General features: G+C 71.7%; 17 protein-coding genes and 1 pseudogene. 13 read left to right on the top strand and 5 right to left on the bottom strand.

The window, feature by feature from the left end:
• The first annotated feature begins 54 nt into the window (after positions 1 to 54).
• From HUX53_RS13185 to HUX53_RS13150, 8 genes are all read left to right on the top strand, one after another.
• A complete protein-coding gene (locus HUX53_RS13185) occupies positions 55 to 540 on the top strand; it encodes an NADH-quinone oxidoreductase subunit B family protein (RefSeq protein ID WP_176403465.1) in 486 nt (161 codons plus the stop codon).
• Positions 537 to 2,540, top strand: a complete 2,004-nt coding sequence (locus tag HUX53_RS13180; RefSeq protein WP_176403464.1) for a proton-conducting transporter membrane subunit — start codon at positions 537 to 539, stop codon at positions 2,538 to 2,540. The genes HUX53_RS13185 and HUX53_RS13180 overlap by 4 nt, the downstream gene beginning before the upstream one ends.
• Complete coding sequence (locus HUX53_RS13175; protein ID WP_176403463.1) at positions 2,537 to 3,481, top strand: respiratory chain complex I subunit 1 family protein; 945 nt, start codon at positions 2,537 to 2,539, stop codon at positions 3,479 to 3,481. The genes HUX53_RS13180 and HUX53_RS13175 overlap by 4 nt, the downstream gene beginning before the upstream one ends.
• A complete protein-coding gene (locus HUX53_RS13170) occupies positions 3,478 to 4,137 on the top strand; it encodes a hypothetical protein (RefSeq protein WP_176403462.1) in 660 nt (219 codons plus the stop codon). The genes HUX53_RS13175 and HUX53_RS13170 overlap by 4 nt, the downstream gene beginning before the upstream one ends.
• Positions 4,137 to 5,588, top strand: coding sequence for a proton-conducting transporter membrane subunit (locus tag HUX53_RS13165; RefSeq protein ID WP_176403461.1), 1,452 nt, complete (start codon positions 4,137 to 4,139; stop codon positions 5,586 to 5,588). Before HUX53_RS13170 ends, HUX53_RS13165 begins: the two co-directional genes overlap by 1 nt.
• Positions 5,588 to 7,066, top strand: coding sequence for an NADH-quinone oxidoreductase subunit C (locus tag HUX53_RS13160; RefSeq protein ID WP_176403460.1), 1,479 nt, complete (start codon positions 5,588 to 5,590; stop codon positions 7,064 to 7,066). Before HUX53_RS13165 ends, HUX53_RS13160 begins: the two co-directional genes overlap by 1 nt.
• Before the next feature lie 74 nt (positions 7,067 to 7,140).
• A complete protein-coding gene (locus HUX53_RS13155) occupies positions 7,141 to 7,860 on the top strand; it encodes a hypothetical protein (protein WP_176403459.1) in 720 nt (239 codons plus the stop codon).
• Positions 7,861 to 8,036: 176 nt separating this feature from the next.
• On the top strand, positions 8,037 to 11,747 hold the full coding sequence (locus HUX53_RS13150) for a tetratricopeptide repeat protein (protein ID WP_176403458.1): 3,711 nt from the start codon (positions 8,037 to 8,039) through the stop codon (positions 11,745 to 11,747).
• A gap of 50 nt (positions 11,748 to 11,797) precedes the next feature.
• Here HUX53_RS13150 and HUX53_RS13145 read toward each other — a convergent pair whose 3' ends face one another.
• On the bottom strand, positions 11,798 to 12,295 hold the full coding sequence (locus HUX53_RS13145; RefSeq protein ID WP_176403457.1) for an NUDIX hydrolase: 498 nt from the start codon (positions 12,293 to 12,295) through the stop codon (positions 11,798 to 11,800).
• Positions 12,292 to 12,732, bottom strand: coding sequence for an SRPBCC family protein (locus HUX53_RS13140; RefSeq protein WP_176403456.1), 441 nt, complete (start codon positions 12,730 to 12,732; stop codon positions 12,292 to 12,294). Before HUX53_RS13140 ends, HUX53_RS13145 begins: the two co-directional genes overlap by 4 nt.
• A gap of 62 nt (positions 12,733 to 12,794) precedes the next feature.
• Between HUX53_RS13140 and HUX53_RS13135 the strand changes: the two genes are divergently transcribed.
• Positions 12,795 to 13,979, top strand: coding sequence for a cytochrome P450 (locus HUX53_RS13135; protein WP_176403455.1), 1,185 nt, complete (start codon positions 12,795 to 12,797; stop codon positions 13,977 to 13,979).
• A gap of 7 nt (positions 13,980 to 13,986) precedes the next feature.
• Here HUX53_RS13135 and HUX53_RS13130 read toward each other — a convergent pair whose 3' ends face one another.
• A complete protein-coding gene (locus HUX53_RS13130; protein ID WP_176403477.1) occupies positions 13,987 to 14,430 on the bottom strand; it encodes an SLC13 family permease in 444 nt (147 codons plus the stop codon).
• Positions 14,431 to 14,920: 490 nt separating this feature from the next.
• Positions 14,921 to 15,295, bottom strand: a pseudogene (locus tag HUX53_RS43025) (hypothetical protein); the annotation flags it as partial.
• Between the two features lie 123 nt (positions 15,296 to 15,418).
• Between HUX53_RS43025 and HUX53_RS13120 the strand changes: the two are divergent.
• Both HUX53_RS13120 and HUX53_RS13115 read left to right on the top strand, forming a co-directional pair.
• Complete coding sequence (locus HUX53_RS13120) at positions 15,419 to 16,579, top strand: transposase (protein WP_309237194.1); 1,161 nt, start codon at positions 15,419 to 15,421, stop codon at positions 16,577 to 16,579.
• 122 nt (positions 16,580 to 16,701) lie between these two features.
• A complete protein-coding gene (locus HUX53_RS13115) occupies positions 16,702 to 17,535 on the top strand; it encodes a LysR family transcriptional regulator (protein ID WP_176403454.1) in 834 nt (277 codons plus the stop codon).
• Positions 17,536 to 17,586: 51 nt separating this feature from the next.
• On the opposite strand, the gene HUX53_RS13110 is transcribed toward HUX53_RS13115, so the two are convergent.
• Positions 17,587 to 18,969 carry a tannase/feruloyl esterase family alpha/beta hydrolase gene (locus HUX53_RS13110; RefSeq protein WP_176403453.1) on the bottom strand — a complete coding sequence of 461 codons (1,383 nt, stop codon included), beginning with the start codon at positions 18,967 to 18,969 and terminating at the stop codon, positions 17,587 to 17,589.
• A gap of 247 nt (positions 18,970 to 19,216) precedes the next feature.
• Here HUX53_RS13110 and HUX53_RS13105 point away from each other — a divergent pair, with 247 nt between their 5' ends.
• Both HUX53_RS13105 and HUX53_RS13100 read left to right on the top strand, forming a co-directional pair.
• Positions 19,217 to 20,008, top strand: coding sequence for an ABC transporter ATP-binding protein (locus HUX53_RS13105; RefSeq protein WP_176403452.1), 792 nt, complete (start codon positions 19,217 to 19,219; stop codon positions 20,006 to 20,008).
• Complete coding sequence (locus HUX53_RS13100) at positions 19,995 to 20,696, top strand: ABC transporter ATP-binding protein (protein WP_176403451.1); 702 nt, start codon at positions 19,995 to 19,997, stop codon at positions 20,694 to 20,696. The genes HUX53_RS13105 and HUX53_RS13100 overlap by 14 nt, the downstream gene beginning before the upstream one ends.
• The last annotated feature ends 166 nt before the right edge of the window (positions 20,697 to 20,862 follow it).

Here is a 20,862-nt window from a genome sequence, read left to right as displayed (position 1 = left end):
GAGTTGCTAAAGTTGGCAATTGCGCATGTCGGTATCCGAGCTCCGGGGGATCGTGTGAGAGACCTGTTCCGCAAGATCCGCACGACCGGGCGCGCCGCCGAGGACGCGCCGGAGCGTCCCGAGCCGGCGCTGCCCGGACGCGCCCGCGACCTCGCCGGGTCGGTCCAGGTCCGGCACGTCGACGCGGGGTCGTGCAACGGCTGCGAGGTGGAGATCGCCTCGGCGTTCGGGCCCGTGTACGACGCGGAGCGGTACGGCGCGCGGCAGGTCGCCTCGCCCCGGCACGCGGACGCGCTCCTGGTCACTGGGCCGGTCACGCGCAACATGGAGATGGCGCTCCGCCGCACCCATGAGGCCGTCCCCGAGCCGAAGGTCGTCATTGCGCTGGGCGACTGCGCGCGGGACTGCGGCGTCTTCGCCGAGGCGTACGGCGTCGCGGGCGCGGTCGCGGACATCGTCCCGGTGGACGTCGAGGTGCCGGGATGCCCGCCCGCGCCGGAGGCGATCGTGGCGGCGCTGCGCGGACTGACCGGGCGATGACGTCCGCCGCGTTCTCGGCCGCTCTCGGGCTGAACCTGCTCGCGGCGGTCGCCGGGCTCGTCCTGCCGCGCGCGGCTAGGCGGATCGCGGCCGGTGCGCTCACGGCGGGCGGGGGAGCGGCCGCCGTCGTCGCCGGTGTTTCGGCGATGCGGGGCGGGGAGTGGAGCGTCCGGCTGCCCGATCTGCTGCCGCTCGCGGGCGTCCGGCTGGCCCTCGATCCGCTCGGCGGCCTCTTCCTCGCGGTCACCGGAGCAGTCGCGGTGTGCGCAGCCGTCTACGGGATCGGCTACACCCGGCACGGCGGCCTGGACGGACGCGTCCCGCAGGTCATGGTGCCGGTCTTCGTCGCGGCGATGGCGCTGGTCCCGGCGGCATCGAGCGTGAGCACCTTCCTGCTGGCGTGGGAGCTGATGGCGCTCGCGTCGCTGCTGCTCGTCGTGGCCGAGCACCGGAGCCGGGACGAGGTCAGGACGGCGGGCCTCTGGTACGCGGTCATGACGCACCTCGGGCTGGTGGTGATCCTCGGCGGGCTGGCCGGGTTCGCCGCCGCCGCGCACGGCGAGTCGTTCGAGCGGCTCCGCGCGGCGGCGGACGGCCTCCCGGAGTGGGGACGCGCCGCCGTGTTCCTCGCGGTCTTCATCGGTTTCGCGTCCAAGGCGGGGATCGCGCCGCTGCACGTGTGGCTGCCGCGGGCCCATCCGGAGGGGCCGAGCCACGTGTCGGCGCTGATGAGCGCGGCGATGGTGAACCTCGGCGTGTACGGGATCGTCCGAGTCGGGTTCGACCTGCTGGGCGGCGGGCCGGCGTGGTGGTGGCTGGTCGTCCTGGTGGCGGGCGGCGGCTCGGCCCTGTACGGCATCCTCCAGGCGGCCGTCTCCAGCGACCTCAAACGGCTCCTGGCCTACTCGACGTGCGAGAACATGGGCCTCGTTCTCGTCGGTGTCGGGGCGTCCGGGCTGTTCGCGGCGTCCGGTGCGCAGGCGCTATCCGCCTTGGCGCTGACCGCCGCGCTGCTGCACGTCGTCAACCACGCGGGGTTCAAGACGCTGCTGTTCCTGGCTGCGGGGTCGGTCCTGCACGCCACCGGCACCCGCGATCTGGACGCCCTCGGCGGCCTGCGGACCCGGATGCCCGCCACCACGGCGCTGTTCGGGGTCGGCGCGCTGATGGCCTCCGCGCTCCCGCTCGGCAACGCGTTCGTCAGCGAATGGCTGCTGCTGCAGAGCCTCGTCCACGCGTTGCCGTCCGGCGGGACGATGACGGCGGTCACGATGCCGCTCGCCGTCGCCGTGGTGGCGCTGTCGGCGGGCCTGGCGATCGCCACGTTCGTGAAGGCGTTCGGCGTCGGGTTCCTGGCGCGGGCGCGCAGCTCCGCGGTGGAGCACGCGCGGGAGGCGCCGGCGCCGATGCTCGCCGGGATGGGCGTGGCCGCCGCGAGCTGCCTCGTCCTGGCGCTGGCACCCGGGCTCGTCCTGCCCACCGTGACCCTCGCCGTTCCGGGGCCGGACGCCGTCACGGGGCCGGTCACGCTGCGCCTCGCGGGCCTTCCCGCCACCGTGTCGCCGCTGCTCATCGCCGCGTTCCTGCTGGTCGCCGTGGTCGGGTTGCTAGCCCTGCTGCGCGTCGCCGCGACGCGCCGGGCGGCCCGCCGCCGGGCCCGGCTCTGGGACTGCGGCGCCGGCCCCATGTCGCCGCGCATGGAGTACACCGCGACCTCGTTCGCCGAACCCCTGCAGCGCGTCTTCGACAACGTCCTCGCCCCCGAAACCGACCTGGACGTCACCCCGGTGAAGGAGTCGGCCTATCTCGTGGACAGCGTGACCTACCGGACGCGAGTCGGCGACCGGGTCGAGCACCGGCTGTATCGTCCCGTCCTCGCGGCCGCCGCCCGGACCGGTGAAGCAGCGCGCGGCCTGGCCAACGGCAGCGTGCACCGCTACGTCGGGTACGGCTTCTACGCCTTCACCGGCCTGCTGATCGCGTTGGCGGTGATCCGGTGACCGGGCTCCTCGGGACGGTCCTGCAGGTCGTCCTCGTGGCGGCCGGTGCGCCGCTGCTGGTCGGGCTGATGCGGCAGATCCGCGCGAGGGCGGAGGGACGGGCGGGCGCCGGCGTCCTGCAACCCTGGCGGGACCTGCGCAAGCTGCTCCGCAAGGAGCCGATCACCCCGCACGGCACGGGCCCGCTGTTCCGCATGGCGCCGCTGGTGCTCGCGGGCACGACGCTCGTCGTCGCGGCCGTGATCCCGCTCGTCACGACGCGTTCCCCGCTGGACGGCGCCGCCGACCTGTTCGCCGTGACCGCGCTGCTCGCGCTCGGCACGGTCGCGCTGGCCCTCGCCGGCCTCGACACCGGCACCGCGTTCGGCGGCATGGGCGCCAGCCGCGAGATGGTCGTGCTCGCGCTGGTGGAGCCCACCATCCTGCTGTCGACGTTCGCGCTGTCGGTGCGGGTCGGCTCCACGAACCTCGGCGCGATCGTCGGCTCCACGCTCGACGACCCGCAGCAGGTCGTGTTCCCCGCCAGCCTGCTCGCCCTCGTCGCGCTCGTGGTCGTCGTCATCGCCGAGGCGGGCCGGATGCCGGTGGACAACCCGTCCACCCACCTGGAACTGACGATGATCCACGAGGCGATGGTGCTGGAGTACGCGGGGCCCGACCTCGCACTGGTCGAGTGGGCGTCCGCGATGCGGCTGGCGGTGCTGCTCGGGCTGCTGTCCAACCTGTTCGTCCCGTGGGGGATTGCCGGGGACTCCCTCGCGATGCTGCCGGTCGGGGCTGCGGCGATCGCCGCCAAGGTCGCGGTCGCCGGCGCCGCGCTGGCCGCCGCCGAGGTCTTCATGGCCAAACTCCGCATGTTCCGGGTGCCGGAGCTGCTCGCCGGCTCGTTCGTGCTCGCGCTGTTCGCCGTCGCCTCGTCCTTCTTCCTGGTGGCGCCATGAACCACACCACCTACGTGCAGCTGCTCGACGTGGCCTGCGGCGCCTTCCTGCTCGCGGGCGTGCTGGTGCTGTGGCGCCGCGACCTCGCCGCGATCGTGCGGCTGTTCGCGCTCCAGGGCGCCGCGCTGGCGCTGCTCATCGCCGTCCTCGGCGTCCACGAGGGGGACGCCGAGGTCGTCGCGCTGGCCGTGGGCGTCGGCGTGCTGCGCGCTGGGGTCCTGCCGTGGCTGCTGCGTCGCGCCATGTCCGGGGGCGGGAGGAGCCGGGAGACGCAGCCGCTGGTCAACGTGGCGACCTCGCTCACGATCGCGGCGCTGCTCGGGCTGCTCGCCTACGCGGTCACCCGCCCGATCGTGCGGCTGGACCCGACGCCCGCGACCCACGCCGTCCCGATCGCGCTGACCGTGGTGCTGATCGGGCTCTTCGTCCTCGTGACGCGGCGGCGCGCGCTGTCGCAGATCGTGGGGTTCCTGCTCATGGACAACGGCATCACGGCGGTCGCGTTCCTGACCACGTCCGGGGTGCCGCTCATCGTTGAGTTGGGCGTCTCGCTCGACGTGCTGCTCGCGGTGCTGGTGCTCCAGGTGCTGACCGCGCGGATGCGGGCCGCCTTCGGCGACACCGACCTGGATGACCTGCGGGAGCTGCGCGACTGATGACCCTGCTGCTGATCGCCCCGATGGGGGCGCCGCTGCTGACGGCCGCCGCCTACGCCGTGTTCGGCTGGCGGCGCGGGACGTCCTGGCTGGGCGCCGCGGCGGCCGCCGCCGTGCTCGCGTCCGGGATCGCGCTGGCCGCCCTCGGCCCGCACACCGGGCTGGACGGCCTGCTGCGCGCCGACGCGCTCAGTGCCTTCATGCTCATCGTGATCGGCGCCGTGGCGCTGCTCGCCATGCTCGCCAGCCCCGCCTACCTGGCCGCCGAGGACGCCCCCGCCCGCGACAGGAGCCGGTACGGCGTCCTCACGCAGGCGTTCATCGCCGCGATGGCGTTCGCCGTCCTCGCCGCGAGCCTCGGAATGCTGTGGGTCGCGATCGAGGCCACCACCATCCTGACCGCGTTCCTCGTCGGGCACCGCCGCACCCGCAACGCGACCGAGGCCGCCTGGAAGTACGTCGTGATCTGCTCGGCCGGGATCGCGCTGGCGCTCCTCGGCATCATGCTGCTGCACTTCGCCGCGCAGCACGCCCACGTCCCGTCCTCCGGCTCCCTGGACTGGACGGCCCTCGCCGCCCACGCCGGCCGCCTCGACCCCGACGTCACGCGCATCGCCGTCGCGCTGCTCGTCCTCGGATTCGGCGCCAAGGCCGGGCTCGCGCCGCTGCACGCCTGGCTGCCGGACGCGCACAGCCAGGCCCCCGCGCCCGTGTCCGCGCTGATGTCCGGCGTCCTGCTGTCGGTCGCGTTCTACGCCGTGCTGCGCGTCAAGGTGATCGCGGACGCGGCGCTCGGCGCCGGCTTCGTCCGGGCGCTGCTGCTGACCGTCGCGCTGGCGTCGCTCGCGCTCGCGGCGGCGCTGCTGCTCCGCCAGCGCGACTACAAGCGGATGCTCGCCTACTCCAGCATCGAGCACATGGGCCTGCTCGCGCTCGGCGCCGCGATCGGGACGAAGCTCGCGATGGCCGCCGTCCTGCTGCACGTCCTCGGGCACGGGCTCGCCAAGTCGGTCGCGTTCATCGCGTCCGGGCACATCCAGCACGCCGCCGGCACCAGCCGGATCAGCGCCGTGCGCGGGTTCGCGGCCCGGTCACCGCTGATCGGCGGCGCGTTCGGCGCCGCCCTGCTCGCCCTGCTCGGCTTCCCGCCGTTCCGCCTGTTCGCCAGCGAGCTCGCCGTCTTCCGCGCCGGATTCGCCGCCGGGCTCGGCTGGGCCGTCGCCGCCGCGCTCGCCCTGCTGCTCGTCGCCACCGCCGCCATTGCCGCCGGGACAGCCCGGATGCTGCTCGGCGGCCCGGGACCCGGCACCGCGACCTTCCCGTCCCGGCCCCGCCCGGGGACGGCGGCCGGGCTCCTGCTCGGGCTGCTCGCGTGCGCCGCGCTCGGAGTCTCCCTCTGGCCCCTCCACGACCTCCTGCTCCACGCCGCCGCCGTCCTCGGAGCACACTGATGACAACCACCCTGGACATCGACGCCGCCCACCTGGCCAAGCACGCCGCCGAGCTGCTCCAGAACGGGCACCGCCTCGCCCTGACCGCCGCCCACGAGGACCCGGACGGGCCCCGCGTCGTCTACCTGTTCACCGCCCCCGACCCGGACCGCCGCACCGAACTGCACGTCCGCCTGGACCCGGACGAGCCGGCCGTGCCGAGCCTCGCCGCGCTCAGCTTCCCCGCCGGACGGTTCGAACGCGAGATGCGCGACCTGTACGGGATCGTCCCGACCGGGCACCCGCTGCCGCGCCGGCTCGTCCGGCACCACCACTGGCCGCGCGGCTGGTACCCGATGCGCGCCGACGCCGGCCCGCCGCCCCCGTTCGGCGACCCGGAGGGCCCCTACCCGTTCGTCCAGGTGGACGGGCCCGGTGTGTACGAGATCCCGGTCGGGCCCGTCCACGCCGGGCTGATCGAACCGGGACATTTCCGGTTCTCCGTCGTCGGGGAGAGCATCCTCAAGCTGAAGGCGCGGCTCTGGTTCGTGCACAAGGGCCTGGAGAAGCTGTTCCAAGGACGCCCGCCGCTCGACGCGCTGCCCCTCGCCGAACGCGTCAGCGGCGACACCACCGTCGGCCACACTCTCGCCTACTGCCTCGCCGTCGAGGACGCCACCGGCTGCGTCGTGTCACCCGGCGCCCAGCGGATGCGGGCCGTCCTCCTCGAACTCGAACGCCTCTACACCCACGTCACCGACCTCGGCGCGCTCTGCAACGACGTCGGCCACTCCGTCCTCAACGCCCAGTGCGGCCGCGTCCGCGAACAACTCCTGCGCCTCAACGCGGACGTCACCGATCACCGGCTGCTGCGCGGCGGCGTCATCCTCGGCGGCGCCGTCGTGCGCACCCTGCCCGACCCGGCCGCGCTCAAGGCCATCGGCGCCGGCATCGCCGAACTCGCCGACCTCGCCCTCGGCCACACCGTCGTCGCCGACCGCTTCACCGGCACCGCGCCGCTCTCCACCGACGCCGCCCGCGACCTCGGCGCCCTCGGCCCGGTCGCCCGCGCCAGCGGCCTGGACATCGACGCCCGCCGCGACCACCCGTTCACCGACCTGCGCCCGGCCCTGACCGTCCCGACCGCCACCACCGGCGACGTGCTGGCCCGCTTCCAGATCCGCGTCCGCGAGATCGCCGTCTCCATCGACGTCATCCGCGACCTGACCTACGCGATGAACCCCGGCCTGCTCACCTCCTGGCCCTCAGCCGTGGGCACCGCCAGGGCGTCCGGCACCGGCATCGTCGAGGGCTGGCGCGGCACCATCGTCCACCGCGTCGAACTCGCCCCGGACGGCACACTGACCCGCGCGAAGATCGTGGACCCGTCCTTCTTCAACTGGCCCGCCCTCCCAGTCGCCCTCACCGGCGCGATCGTCCCCGACTTCCCCCTCGTCAACAAGAGCTTCAACCTCTCCTACGCCGGCAACGACCTGTGACGTGCCCCGCCGCTGGCCCAATCCGGACTCACCGTCGCCGATATCGCCCGGGAGATACGGGTGATGATGGCGATGTGGACGAGGAATCCTCGCCGCGGCGAGATGAGAGCACGGGCGCATCCAGGGATACCGAGCCAGGGCCGCCGCCTCCCAATCCGTACGGTGTGTTCGCCGCCGTCGAAAGCCTCGGCGGCGTCGCCGCGCCGCTGCTCGCCGGTTTCGCCATCACGCTGATCGCTCTTGTGGTGCAGATAGAGAAGGACCTGCGGTGGCCCGCCCTGTCCCTCATTCTGCTCGGCGCGGCCGCCATTTTGTTGTTGCAGGTCGTACAGTTGAACGCGCGGGCACGCGGCTACGCCGTGACTCCCGCCCAGGTCCAGGAATGGTATCCGGACCTGGAGCACCGCCCGGGGCGAAGACGCGTGGTGAACCTGGAACTGCGCCACCACGCGGCCTGCTGGGGCGACCTGGTGCGGCGCGCGCGCATCAGGTACAACATCGCCATCGTGGCGTTGCTGTGCGGTATAGCCGTGCTGCTGGTGCCCGAGGACGGTGCCAAGCTGACGGCCGCGCGGTGGGCGGCGGTCTCCGTCATCGTCTTCGGTGCCTTCGCGGAGGTGGCCGCGATGCTCGCAGGCTGGGCTCGCCGGAACCCGGGGAAACGAAGCCGCTCGGTGATATTGACGATGTTCGGCTGGGCCACCCCGCCGGACCCTCCGGTGCCGCCGCCTCGCCCTCATCCTCCTAGGGCGCGGCGAGATCAGGACGTGGAGCCGCCGCCAGGCGGATCCTGAGAGTCGTCAACCCCGGATTCTGGGCCATTCCATACGCCGGACAGCGTGCATTCCGTCTCCTCGTGCAGAAATCCTGGAGGAACGTGGCATATCGGGCAGCGGTCATTGCCGCCACCCGGCTGCCAGTCGCGGGTTTCTTCTCCGTCCATGCTCGGTCCCTTCCGTTAGGAGATTCCATGGTCCGGGGGCTAAGCCGGCGCAGTGATTCTCGCGCCGTCCTGCTGCGAATTTCCACCGAGGCCATCGTGCTGACCGGGGTTGGCCGCACCGTCCGGCAGAAACCGCCGGGCGCGGAACAGGTCACCCTCGACTACCTGCGGATGCTCGACAGGATCCGACATGACCGGGCGGACCGGCTGTTCCTGCCCAATGGCGGAACGGATGCGCTCTCGCCCCAACGGGAGATCGGCGAACTGCTGTTCAACGCCTACCTCCGCGGGCCGGTCGGCGACCGGCTGGAGCAGCTGATCTCGGATGAGCGCGAGCCGCCGCTGCGCGTCGCCCTCGCGGTCGACCCCGACCTGGCAGGCCACCCATGGGAGACACTGGCCGCCCCGCTCGTCGCCATGCCGGTGGCCTTGCACCCGCGCGTGTCGCTGTTCCGGCTCTCCGGCGGTGCACGGGCATGGCCCGCCGCCGGTGATGCGTTCGGGGTCGTGGCCGCCGTCGCGCAGCCGGACGACGCCGCGCTGCCCCTGATCGATCACGAGCGGGACCTGGAGGGGATCGCCGCCGGCTTGGCCGCCGCGGCCCGGCGCCAGAGTACCGAGCTCCGGCTGGTCCCGTTCGGTACGCCGGAGGCGATCGGTGCGGCGCTTCGGGACTCTCCGTGCCAGATCCTGCACCTGACCTGCCATGCGCGCCCCGGCGCGCTACTGCTGGAGGATGCGGACGGCCAAGGGCGACCGATAGACGCGGCGACGTTGGTCGACCGGGTCCTCACCGGTGAGGACGGCGTCCTGCGTGCTCCGTTCATCGTGTTGATGGGCTGCTCCACCGGGGTCGGCCGCCGCGAGGGAGAAACCGGCGGTCTCCAGACGGTGGCGAACCTGGCGCAGGCGCTGATGGAGGCCGGCGCCCAAGGCGTGCTGGCGATGAGCGCGGTCGTCGGGGACAGATACGCCGGCCTGTTCACCCGTTACTGGTACGCCGCTCTTCTGGCCGACGATACGGCCGACCCGGCCGCCGCCTGCGCCGAGGCCCGCCGGCGAGTGGAGGCACATCGGGGGAGAGTGCCGGCGGGAAGTCCCGAGGCGGCGCAGCTGCGGGATTGGTCGGCCCCGGTGCTGTACCTGCGTGAGGGGGTCACCGCCTTGCCCGGTTGGTCGCCCCCGTCCGGCGCCGCCCCGGGGAGCGGCGAGCCGGTGCCGCCGGTATCCCGGCGGCCGTTGATCGGGCGGCGAGCCGAGGAACGCCGCCTCCGCCAGTGGCTCACCCGGCGCGGAACCGTGGCCGCGGTCCACGGAATCGCCGGCATCGGCGTCTCCGCGCTGCTCGAACGGATCCGCGACTCCGTCGACCGGGGGGCGCTCGGGCCGGCCGTCACCCTGTCCGGGCGCGCCGACCCCGACGCGTTGATCGCCCGGCTGGCCGAACGGACGCGGGAACCGGACGGCGCCGGAGCCGGCGGCGACTGGCGGGCGCGTCTGCGCGACCTGCTGGCGCGCCTGCCGGGGTGGATGCCGCCACCGCTCATCTGGGACGACTTCGCCGAGAACGTCGCCCGGACCGGCGATGGCCGCATCGTCGTGGTGGAGCCGAAGGCGATCGATCTGCTGACCGAGTGGACGTCCGGCGAGCGTCCCGGAACCGCCCTGCTCGGGAGCCGCGTGCGGTTCGACTGCCCTGGGGAGCTCGCCGACAGGGTCGCCTGGTGTCCGTTGCCGGAGCTGCCGCGCGCCGCGGTGCGCCACATCGTCCGGCGCATGCCCGCGCTGGATGGGCTTGACCCCGAAGACCTGGAGACGGCTCTAGAGGTACTCGGCGGCCATCCCGGAGCCCTGACCGCACTCGCGGCCCTGCCGGACGGACGGCCGCCGCACGACATGGCCTCCGTCGCGGAAGGAGTGCGTCGAGCAAGCGCCGCTGCGGCTCTGGAGGGCCTGCCCCGCGACACCCTCGATGCCGACTGGCTCGTGGCGAAGATCGCACAGGGGACCAGCGTGTTCCGAGGCGTGTTCTGGAAGACTGCGGCCGCATGGCAGGTGCTTGAGGAGGACGAGGAGCGCATCTCCGCCCGCCGACTCGACCTGACCGACCATGATGGGCGCCTCCAGGCCGTGCCGCCGCTCGTCGTGCCGGACCGGCAAGCCCTTGACGCCCGCACCCGAGCCCTGCGTGCTCTGGTGCAGGCCGGTGTGATCACCCGGCTGTGGAATGAGAGCGGCGGAGACGAGCGGTTCGCGATCCCCGCCCTGCTTCGCCCCGACCTTCGGCCGCAGGATGCGCGTCCGGCGCACTCCAGGGCCGCCAACTACTGGATGTGGCTGGCCATGGCTCAGATCGGTCCCGGCTCGCAGCGGGACCACCTGACTGAAGCGCTGCACCATCTCTACGGGGCCGCCCGGTGGGATGAGGGCGATGCGGTCGCGCGGGACGTCGCCGCTCGCCTCCACCGGGACGGCGACTGGAACGCCGAACTGGCGATCGCGGAGCGAGCGCTGCGGTACGCCTCCGGGCCGGGCCCAGAGGCGTTCTGGTTGAGGTGCTCGGGCGTGCTGCACCGGCTCAGGGGCGAGCACGACCGGGCAGCTCGCCTGCTGGCCCGCGCTCTGCTGCTGGCACGGCGCCAGGGCGACGGGGAAGGCATGATGGTCGGTCACGGAGAACTCGGCATCCTCGCTCAGGACCTCGGGCATCTGAAGACCGCGCGCCGTCACCAGGAAAGCGTGCTCGAACTCAGCCGCGAGCAGGCCGATCAGCTGCGCATGGCGGCGAGCCTCAGCCAGCTCGGCAATCTCGACGTACTGGAGGCCCGCTTTTCCGACGCCCGTGAACGCTACAAGGCCGCGCAGGAAATCTATCGGGAGATCAGAAACGAGCAGGGTGTGGCGGCGACCCTTGTCCAGATGGCCATGGTGGACGAGGCTCTTGGCCGCGTCACGGAGGCGGCAGCGGGCTACGGCCGTGCGATCAGCATGCGTGCGTCCATGGAGGACCGATTCAATCTGGCCCAGGTCCGGCACCAGCTCGGCAACCTGCTGGCGAAGCAGGGCCGCACCGCCAAGGCGATGGATCTATGGCGTGCGTCGATTGCCGCGGGGATGGAGACGGGAGCCTGGGAGCTCGTCGCCAGCGGATACCATCAGATCGCGACGACGCTGCAACGCAAGAATCAGGACCCCGGCCGGATCGTTGAATATTATCAACGCGCTCTGCTTATCGAAGAGCGACTCGGAAATCCGCAGAGAACGGCTTCGATCTTCCATAATCTCGGCCAGCTGCATCAAGAACTCCAAGAGTATCCAGCCGCTGAACGCTGCTATTCGGAAGCGATCCGGCTGTCCGGTGGAGACCGCGACTCTGTCGCCCTTGCCACCTTCCAGCTGGGCGTCCTAGCCGAACTGGCCGGTGATAGACCGCTGGCGATGGAGCGGTGCATGGAGGCGCTGCGCACTTTCGAGGAGATCGAGCTCCCGTTGCGGAGCGCTGTTGTCCAATGTCAGATAGGCGTGCTGCTGTGCCGGGACGGCGATGTGCTGGCCGGAGCCGATTACCTGCTGCGCGGTTACGACCGCCTGGTCCTTGCGGGCGGATCCGAGCATATTGGCAGGGCGCTCGATGATCTTCGCCGTGTTCGCCGGGCGGTCGGCGCCGAGCGTTTTACGGTTCTGTTAGAAGAACGTTTGAGCACTTCCTCGGCAGAACGACTGCGCGCATCGCTCTGAGTACCGCAGCAGCGGGTGTTCTGCGGCGGATTATCGTTCTCCGGTGTCCCTCAGTGGTGCCAGGGGAGGCGGATGGGTTCGGCCGGGGTGCGCCCCGCGAGGAGGTCGGTGAGGAGTTCGGCCAGTTTGAGCGGGAAGACCGGCTCCTTGGCGCTCGCCAGTTCGGCGAGCGTCCACCAGTGGTGGGCGCCGACGTGCTCGCGTTCGATCGGGGTGAACCCCGCGGTGTCGATGTCGTAGGCGGCGGTGCGGAGCAGGAAGAAGTCGTCCCGGAACAGCCCCTTGGTCCAGCCGAGGTCGGCGTGGCCGGACGTCAGGGCGACCTGCGGGCCGAGGTCGTCGGGGGAGACGACCAGGCCGGTCTCCTCGCGCAGCTCGCGGACCGCGGCCGCGCGGAGGGTCTCGCCCTCCTCGACGCCGCCGCCCGGAGTGATCCAGCAGTGGCCCGCGCCGGGCTCGCGGAGCGGCCAGCGGAACAGCAGGACGCGGTCGGCGTCGTCCACCAGCAGAATGCGGGCGCTGCGCCGCCGGTAGGACTCGTCGGTCACGTGCTCAGTTCGGAGGCCAGCTTGGCGAGCTGGGCGTCGTAGATGCGCTGCAGGCCCTTGGGGGCGAACGTCCGCTCGAAGAAGCCGCCGATGCCGCCCGCGCCGTCCCAGGTGGTCTTGACGTGGACGCGTGCGCCGTCGGTGGCCGGAGTGACCGTCCAGGTGGTGACCATGGACGAGTTGGCGTCCCGCTCCACCAGGCGGTCCTCGGCGGGGGCGCTCACGGTGAAGAGGCAGTCGCGCACCCGCTTGCTGGTGGCGGCGAGCTTCCAGTGCACCACCGTGCCCTCGCCCTGCCCGCCTTCACGCACCTCGTACTCGCTGAAGTGCTCGGTCAGCATGCGCGACCGCACGCCCGTGTAATCGCCGAGTGCCGCGAGCACCTGCTCCGGGCTCGCCTGCAACGTCTTTTCTGCGGTCACCACGACTTGTCCCATGCCGCTCATCCTTTCACCGTCCCGGCCTGGCCTCGTAGCCGCCATGGTGGGAGGGTGGTCCGATGCTGCCGCTGGAGTTCCTCTTTAACCGGACATTCAGCGAAAATCCGTACAGCGCGTATGCCGAACTGCGGGAACAGGGGCCCGTTCATCTGATCGACTTTCCTCGTGGGGCCACGGCCTTTCTGGTGGTGGACCACGAGCACGGGCGGGCGGCGCTGGCCGATCCGCGCCTGTCCAAGGACGTCGCGCACAGCTCCCTGCCCGTGAACGGTGAGCAGTTCTTCGGCGGGACGATGCTCGCCATGGACCCGCCCGACCACACCCGGCTGCGCGGGCTGATGGCCAAGGCGTTCACCACCCGGCGGGTCGAGGGCCTGCGGCCCCGCGTCCGGGAGATCACCGCCGGGCTGCTGGACGGCATCGCGGCCCGCGGCGAGGCCGACCTGATCGAGGACCTCGCCGTCCCGCTGCCGGTCCAGGTCATCTGCGAGCTGCTCGGCGTGCCGGCTGCCGACCGGGCCCGGTTCCGCGCGTGGACGGCGGTGCTGACCGTCCCGGCGCTGACTTCAGAGGCCCGCGCCCGCCGCCGCGACGCCGCCCGCGAGTTCAACGACTACCTGATCGGAGTCATCGCCGAGCGGCGGGCGTGCCCCGAGGACGACCTGATCAGCGCCCTGATCGCCGCCCGCGATGGAGACGCCGCCCTCACCGAGGCCGAACTCCTCAACGGCATCGCGCTGCTGCTTATCGCGGGGCATGAGACGACGGTCAACCTCATCGGCAACGGCGTCCTCGCCCTGCTCCAGGCGCCTGACCAGCTCGAACTCCTCTGTGCCCGGCCGGAGCTGCTGCCGTCCGCGATCGAGGAACTGCTCCGTTACGACGGGCCGGTGGAGCGGGCGAGCCACCGGATCGCCCTGGAGGACATGGAGATCGCCGGGACATCCGTTCCCAGGGGCGCATGGGTGCACGTGTCGCTCGGGGCCGCCGACCGCGACGCCGCCGCGTTCGACGACCCCGACCGGCTGGACGTGACCCGCGCACCCAAACGGCACGTCGCGTTCGGCCACGGCCCGCACTTCTGCCTCGGTGCTCCGCTGGCCCGCCTGGAGGGCGAGATCGCCATCGGCGGCCTGCTGGACCGCTTCCCCGGCCTCGCCCTCGCCGTCCCGGCCACCGAGTTGCGCCACCACCGCACCGGCTCCATCGTCCGCGGCCTGGTCCGCCTCCCGGTGCGCGTCTGAACCCCGCTCACCACCAGGCGAAGGCGGCCCAGGTCAGGAACGGTGCTATCGGGATCGAGACGAGGCCGTAGATGAGCAGGTTCCGGAACAGGCGGGGGCGTGCCGAGGGCTCGGCGGCGCCGAGGATCAGGCCGCCGGTGATGCCGAGCGGGTTGATGTCGACCATCACCGAGGCCAGGGCCAGGGCGAGGACGCCGCCGACCGGGGAGACGCCGTCCGCGACCAGTGGGGGCAGGAGGGGCATCGTCGTCACGAAGACCGCGATCGAACTGGCGGCGAACGAGGTGACCCCGGCGATGTAGCAGAGGACGAGCAGGCTGAGGAGCGGCGATCCGTCCACCCTGAGGAAGTCGCTGATCTGCTTGAACGCGCCCAGGTGCTGCATCAGGCCCACGTAGGTCAGCAGGCCGCTGATCAGCAGGACGACGTTCCACGGGACCCGGGAGACGATCTCGCCGGGGTGGCAGCCGGAGCGTCAACTGGAGGACGAGGGCCGCGGTCAGGCCGAGGTAGCCGACGTTCATGTCGAAGCCGACGGAGAGGACGACCACGGCGAGCAGGCACCCGATCGTGAGGACGCGGGCTCCTTGCTGCTGCCGCGTTCCCGTTGGGGCGGTGGAGACGATCGTCGCCGTGCCGCCGCCGCCAGAGGGCTCGGGGGCGGTGTCTTCCGGTGCGTCCGGACGGGACGCGGCGGCAACCCGGCCCGGGGGCACGGCACCGGTTCGGGTGCCGATGAGCAGGAGGCCCGCGCAGACCAGCAGGCCGGTCAGCAGGCCGCCGAGCAGGAAGGACACCGGGGCCGAGCCGGGCAGGACGATGCCCTGCTTCTCGCTCAGCTCGCGAGCGGTGACGCCGTAGACGGCGAGGGGTGAGAGGAGGCCGCTGATGATGCCGGTGACGCCGAGGACGGCGGCGATCAGCGGCGAGATCCGGTACCGGGCGGCGAAGCCCAGCGCGATCGGGGAGACGATGGCGGTCGCCGCCGCGGGCAGGGTGCCGACCGCGGTGAGCACGGCGCCGATCACGAACGGGACCAGCACGATCAGCAGCAGCCGGCCGCGGACGAGGCGCAGCATCAGGTCGAGCAGCCAGTCCAGCGTCCCGTTGTACTGCGCGACGGCGAACATGGCCGTCACCCCGACGATCAGGACGAAGAAGTCGGCGGGGAAGAAGCCCGTCACGTCGTCGGTGGCCACGTCGGCGGCGACACCGAGCAGGAACGCGGCGGCGAGGGCGCCCAGCCCGAGGTCGAACGCGGGGATCAGGGTCGCGGCGAAGAGGCCGATCAGGATGAAGATGGACAGGGTTGCCATTCAGTCGCTTCTAGCCAGGAACCTGGCGTTTCGGCGCAGGGCGAATCGCTTCCTCGTACGGGGTGCGGCGCGCCGGTCGCCGTCGGGCCCGATCATGTAAGTGTAATGATAAAGTAACAGACTGTGAAATTGGTGGTGCGGGTCAAGCTGCTGCCGACGCCCGAGCAGGCGGCGGCATTGGCTGACACCCTCCACCACGTCAACGCCGCCGCCAACCAGGTTTCGGCCCTCGCCTTCGAAGAATTCGGGCTCCGTGGCCGTGAACTGCCCCTGCGGACGCTGTGCTACGGCGACCTCAAAGCGGGCGGGCTGGGCGCGCAGGCCGCCCAGCATGTGATCAAACGGGTCGTGGACGCCTACACCACCCTGCGTGGCAACATCCGCAACGGCCGTCTGGGCGGCCCGGCGTCCAAGCGGCGCCGCAAGGCCGAGTCCAAACCCATCGTGTTCCGCGCTGACGCCGCGCACACCTACGATGACCGGTGTTTGTCCTGGCAGTTGGACGCGGGCACGGTCAGCATCTGGACGGTGGCCGGGCGGCGCAGGGGCCTGCGGTTCGCCTGCTCACCTGAGCAGGCCAAGACGCTGGCCGCGCACCGCAAGGGCGAATCGGACCTGGTGTACCGGGACGGGAAGTGGTTCCTGCTCGCCACGTGCGACGTCCCCGAGCCCGAGGTGTACGAGCCTGCCGACTGGGTGGGGGTGGACCGCGGCATCGTCAACCTGGCCACCACTTCCGATGGCGGCAACCATCAGGGCCGCCGCCTTTCCCGGTACCGGCGGTGGCAGGCCCGCAAACGCGCCGAGATCCAGGCCAAACGCACCCGGTCGGCCACCCGGCTGCTGAAGAAGCGGGCCCGCCGCGAGGCGCGGCACGCCCGGCACGTCAACCACACGATTTCCAAGCAGGTCGTCGCCGTCGCGGCACGCACCGGACGCGGCATCGCACTCGAAGAACTGAGTGGGATCCGCGGACGGGTCACGGTTCCTCGCGACCAGCGGGCACGCCTGTCCTCCTGGCCCTTCCACCAACTCGGCGCCTTCATCGCCTACAAGGCCCGCCGCCACGGCGTGCCGTACATCGAGGTGGATCCGGCCTACACCTCGCAGCGCTGCCCGCGCTGCGGCCACACCGAGCGAGCCAACCGGCCAACTCGGGACCATTTCTGCTGTCGCCGGTGCGGTCTCGCTGGGCCCGCCGACGTCGTCGCCGGGGTCAACGTGCGCGACCGCGCACGCTCGGCGTGGGTATTCGTCAACATGCCCGACCCAGCCCCCACCTAGGGCTGGTGGATGCGACCCGTGACCGCCCGGCCGTAGCGGGCAGTCGGGAGCGTAAACGAAGCCTTGCGAGGACCGAACGCCGAACTCGGTCCTTCAGGCAGAGTAGTTGACACCACTCCTCGGTGTGCGAGGTCAGCCAGCCCACCTTCGGGCAGCAGATCGCGCTGCTGGAGGAGGAGCTCGACGTCGTCCTGCTGACCCGCAGCCGGCACGGCGTGCGGCCGACGCCGGCCGGGCAGGCGCTGATCGAACCGCTGGGACGGCTCGTGGCGGCCGAGGACGCGGTGCGCGAGTCGGCCATGGAGTCGAGCGGCGCCTACCGCGGCCGGGTCCAGATCGGCGGCGTCTCGGTGACCGCCGAGACGATCATCGTGCCGGTCGTCGGGCGGCTGCGCGAGCAGCATCCGGGGCTGCGGTTCACCGTCCGGGAGGGCGCCTCGTCCGCCATTGCGGACGCCGTGCTGGACGGCGCGCTCGACTTCGGGGTGGTCACCGTGCCGGAGAGCCCGGCCGCGCCCGGGCTGCGCCGCACACCCCTCGTGTCGGCCCCCCTCGGGATCTGCGTGCGCACCGACCATCCGCTGGCCGGACGCGAGTACGTCCATTGGCGCGACCTTGAGACCTGGCCCATCGTCACGATGCGGGCGGGGACGGTCCTGTGGGAGACGCTGCACCGGCACGTGCCCGATCCCGATGTCGTCGTCCAGGCTATGTCGGCGCGCACGGTCAAGGTGATGGTCGCCCAGGGCGCCGGGATCGGCGTGCTCGCCCGGTTCCACACCTCGGCGGACATCACCGACCTGGTGTGGCTGCCGCTGCGGGACGCGCCGTCCGTCCACCTGTGCCTGACCCAGCGGAGAGAAGGCCGGCCTTCGCGGTCCGCCGTCATCGTCCAGCGGCTCATTCGGGCCAAGGCGGACGAACTGGCCCCTGACGGGCCACCGGGAAGCCGGTGAGCATTATAGCGGTGACCCGTCAGGGGCGTCTGGTGACCGGGCGCGTTCCGGTCAGCTGATGGAGCAGGTGTTGGCCACGTCGCCGGTCGTCTGGCGCGGGATGGTGGCGCTGCGCGGGGGCGCCTGCCCGCCGCGCGGGGCGGTCCAGCGTTCGAGGTCCTCGAAGGCCGTCCGCATGCAGGGCAGCAGCGGGCGCATCCGGTCCGGGAACATGTCGTATTCGAGGTCCAGGTGGGAGGCGCCCTCGATCCGGTAATAGCGGTGCAGGTAGCCCCTGCCCTGCTCGCGGATCTTCTTGGCGTACGCGTCACCGTGCACCTTGATCGGCAGCAGCGTGTCCAGCGTCCCCTGCACCGTGATCATCGGCTTGCCGATGCGGCCGGTCATGCCCAGCCGCTTCACCGTCCGGTGGACGCTCCTCGGACGCTCGTAGTAGCGGTAGTCGGTGTCGCAGTTCGGCGTCCCGCTCTCGCAGTACGGGATGCCCGCCTCCAGGTCGCCGTCGTAGGCCGGGTCGACCTCCTCACGGTAGATGCGCTGCGTGTTGTCCCAGATGAAGTTGTAGTTGAAGTCCCACAGGAACTCCGAGCCGGGAGCGAAGCCGGCCTTGATCATCGCGGCGTGCGCCTTCGGGTCGCCGGCCGCCGCGTACTTGGGGTAGTTGCGCAGCGCCACCGGCAGGTAGACCAGCGCGTTGTTGCCGCCGTCGCGCGGCCAGTACGTGCCTTCGGCGTCCAGGCCGCCGTCGTACAGCTCGGGGTGGTGCTCCAGGGCCCAGTGCACCAGCTGGCCGCCGTTGGAGATGCCCGCCGCGTACGTCCTGCGCAGCGGCCGGCGGTAGTGGCGCGCCACCGTCACCTTGGCGGCGACGGTGAGCTGGGTCATCCGGCGGTACCACTCCGCGATGGCGTCGCCGGGGCGCCGGCCGTCCTTGAAGAACGTGTTGCCGCTGTTGCCCTTGTCGGTGGAGGCGAACGCGTACCCCTTCGCCAGCACCCAGTCGGAGATGGTGAAGTCGTTGGCGTACTGGAGGCGCGTCCCCGGCGCTCCCGAGACCACCAGGCCGCCGTTCCACTTCTCCGGAAGCCGGATCACGAACTGCGAGTCGTGGTTCCAGCCGTGCGTGGTGTTGAACGTCGAGTCGTCGTGGAAGTAGCCGTCGATCTGGATGCCCGGCACTCCGCTCGGGTTCTTGGTCGCGGTCGAGTGCAGCCCCTGCCACTGGGCCTGGACGGTGTGGCCCGAGGCGACCGTGCCGGCAGTGGTCAGGTCGTCCAGGCACGCGGCGATCTGCTTTTCCGCTCCGGGGACGTGGATCCGGTGCATGCGGTCGCAGCGGGTGTGCGCGGACGCGGCGGTCACGGAGACGAGCGGGACCGCCAGCAGCGACCCCAGCAGGACTGAGACGACGGAGGATCTGCGAAGGACAGGCATGTGCGGCCTCCGGGGGTGGGTGGGAGAAGACATGCTGTGCGACCGGCGGCGGGCGAGGCCACGTCGCCGAGCACACACTTCACCTGCGTCTTGTGGTGGCGTCCCCCTGCGGTGTGCGCCGCCTCATAGTCGGGCGCCCGAATATGTGCCAGGTCACCTGGTTCGCCCGCCCGGCCGCCGCCTAGCGTTCACGGTCACGGCGACCCGAGTGTGGCGCCGGTCACGGCACGACGCGTGAGGAGGGCGCATGGACGATTCCGTCCCCGAGGCCCCGGTTCCGGCGGCGCCCGTTCTCAAAGCACGGGGCCTGGTGCGGGAGTTCCGCGGCTTCCGCGCCGTGGACGGCGTGGACCTGGATGTGGCCGAAGGCAGCGTGCACGCGCTGGTCGGCCCCAACGGCGCCGGCAAGACGACGCTGTTCAACCTGCTCACCGGCTTCCTGAAGCCGACCGAGGGCAGCGTGCTGCTGGAGGCCCGCCGGGAACTCGCCGGCCGCAGCCCCGAGACGATCACCCGGCTGGGCGTCGCGCGCTCCTTCCAGATCACCAGCCTGTTCGCCGAGCTGACCCCGCGCCGCCACCTGGAGCTGGCGCTGGCGAGCGGCACCGGGCTCGGCTGGCGGTTCTGGCGGTCGGACCGGACACTGAGCCGCTTCGCCGGACGCGCCGGCGAACTCCTCGACCGGGTCGGGCTGGTCGGCCACGGCGACGTCCCGGCGGGCTCGCTGTCGTACGGGAGCAAGCGCGCGCTGGAGTTGGCGCTGGCCCTCGCCCTGGACCCCAAGGTGCTGCTGCTGGACGAGCCGACCGCCGGCATGGGCGTCGAGGACGTGGAGCGCACCATCGAGCTCGTCCGCCAGATCCGGGACGGCCGGACCGTGGTCCTGGTCGAGCACAACATGAACGTCGTCGCCAGCCTCGCCGACCGGGTGACCGTCCTGCAGCACGGCAGGGTGCTGGCTGAGGGCCCCTACGCCGAGATCCGCCACGACCCGCGCGTCATCACCGCCTACCTGGGGGACTCCCATGCTGCGCGTTGACGGACTGTCCGCCTGGTACGGCGAGGCCCAAGCCCTGCGCGAGGTGTCGATACGGGTGGACGAGGGCGAGATCGTCACGCTCGTCGGACGCAACGGTGCCGGCAAGACCACGCTGCTGCGCTGCCTGATGGGCCTGCACGCGGCGCACGGCCGGACGACCGGCACGGTCTCGCTGTCCGGCGCGGACATCTCCGCCATGAGCTCCCACAAGCGTGCCCGCCGCGGCCTCGGCTACGTCCCCGACGACCGTGGCATCTTCGCCACGCTCTCAGTGGAGGAGAACCTGACGCTCCCGCCGCGGATGGGTCCGAAGCCGTGGTCGCTGGAGCAGGTGTACGACACGTTCCCCCGCCTCAAAGATCGGCGCCGGTTCCCCGGGACGAAGCTGTCGGGCGGCGAGCAGCAGATGCTCGCTCTCGCCCGGGTGCTGCGGACGGGCGCCCGGCTGCTGCTGTGCGACGAGCCGACCGAGGGCCTGTCGCCCCTGATCGTCCAGCAGATCGGCGAGATCCTCCGCGAGGTCAAGGCGGCCGGGGTGACCGTCCTGCTCATCGAGCAGAACGTGCACTTCGCGGCCACCGTCGCCGACCGGCACTACCTGCTCGCCGAGGGCCGGATCGCCGACGCGCTGGACAACGACCAGGTCCGGGAACGCGAGCACGAGCTGCTCGAGTACCTCGGCATCTGACAGAGATGATGTAGATGAGCGCCTCCCGGCGGGGTCTGACCCAGCATCTGACTGACTTCGGGTCTTCAACGGGATCTGTCGGCCTTGGCCGGGAGGCGCTCATGTGCACTCACCGGACGTGGCGTTGTGACTTCATAGGAGCCTGGCTAGAGGCCCCATCTCTGTC

Origin of the sequence: Actinomadura sp. BRA 177 (assembly GCF_013372625.1) — a bacterium.
In the GTDB taxonomy this organism is placed as follows: domain Bacteria; phylum Actinomycetota; class Actinomycetes; order Streptosporangiales; family Streptosporangiaceae; genus Spirillospora.
The sequence above is the reverse complement of the archived record's forward strand: the minus strand, read 5'-3'. Positions and strand labels throughout refer to the sequence as shown.

What these genes read in the sequence shown, in the direction of transcription:
- HUX53_RS13180 (WP_176403464.1), top strand. Translation starts at nt 537, where the DNA reads ATGACGTCCGCCGCGTTCTCGGCCGCTCTCGGGCTGAACCTGCTCGCG.
- HUX53_RS13170 (WP_176403462.1), top strand. Translation starts at nt 3,478, where the DNA reads ATGAACCACACCACCTACGTGCAGCTGCTCGACGTGGCCTGCGGCGCC.
- HUX53_RS13165 (WP_176403461.1), top strand. Translation starts at nt 4,137, where the DNA reads ATGACCCTGCTGCTGATCGCCCCGATGGGGGCGCCGCTGCTGACGGCC.
- HUX53_RS13160 (WP_176403460.1), top strand. Translation starts at nt 5,588, where the DNA reads ATGACAACCACCCTGGACATCGACGCCGCCCACCTGGCCAAGCACGCC.
- HUX53_RS13150 (WP_176403458.1), top strand. Translation starts at nt 8,037, where the DNA reads ATGGTCCGGGGGCTAAGCCGGCGCAGTGATTCTCGCGCCGTCCTGCTG.
- HUX53_RS13140 (WP_176403456.1), bottom strand. Translation starts at nt 12,732, where the DNA reads ATGGGACAAGTCGTGGTGACCGCAGAAAAGACGTTGCAGGCGAGCCCG.
- HUX53_RS13135 (WP_176403455.1), top strand. Translation starts at nt 12,795, where the DNA reads ATGCTGCCGCTGGAGTTCCTCTTTAACCGGACATTCAGCGAAAATCCG.
- HUX53_RS13110 (WP_176403453.1), bottom strand. Translation starts at nt 18,969, where the DNA reads ATGCCTGTCCTTCGCAGATCCTCCGTCGTCTCAGTCCTGCTGGGGTCG.
- HUX53_RS13105 (WP_176403452.1), top strand. Translation starts at nt 19,217, where the DNA reads ATGGACGATTCCGTCCCCGAGGCCCCGGTTCCGGCGGCGCCCGTTCTC.
- HUX53_RS13100 (WP_176403451.1), top strand. Translation starts at nt 19,995, where the DNA reads ATGCTGCGCGTTGACGGACTGTCCGCCTGGTACGGCGAGGCCCAAGCC.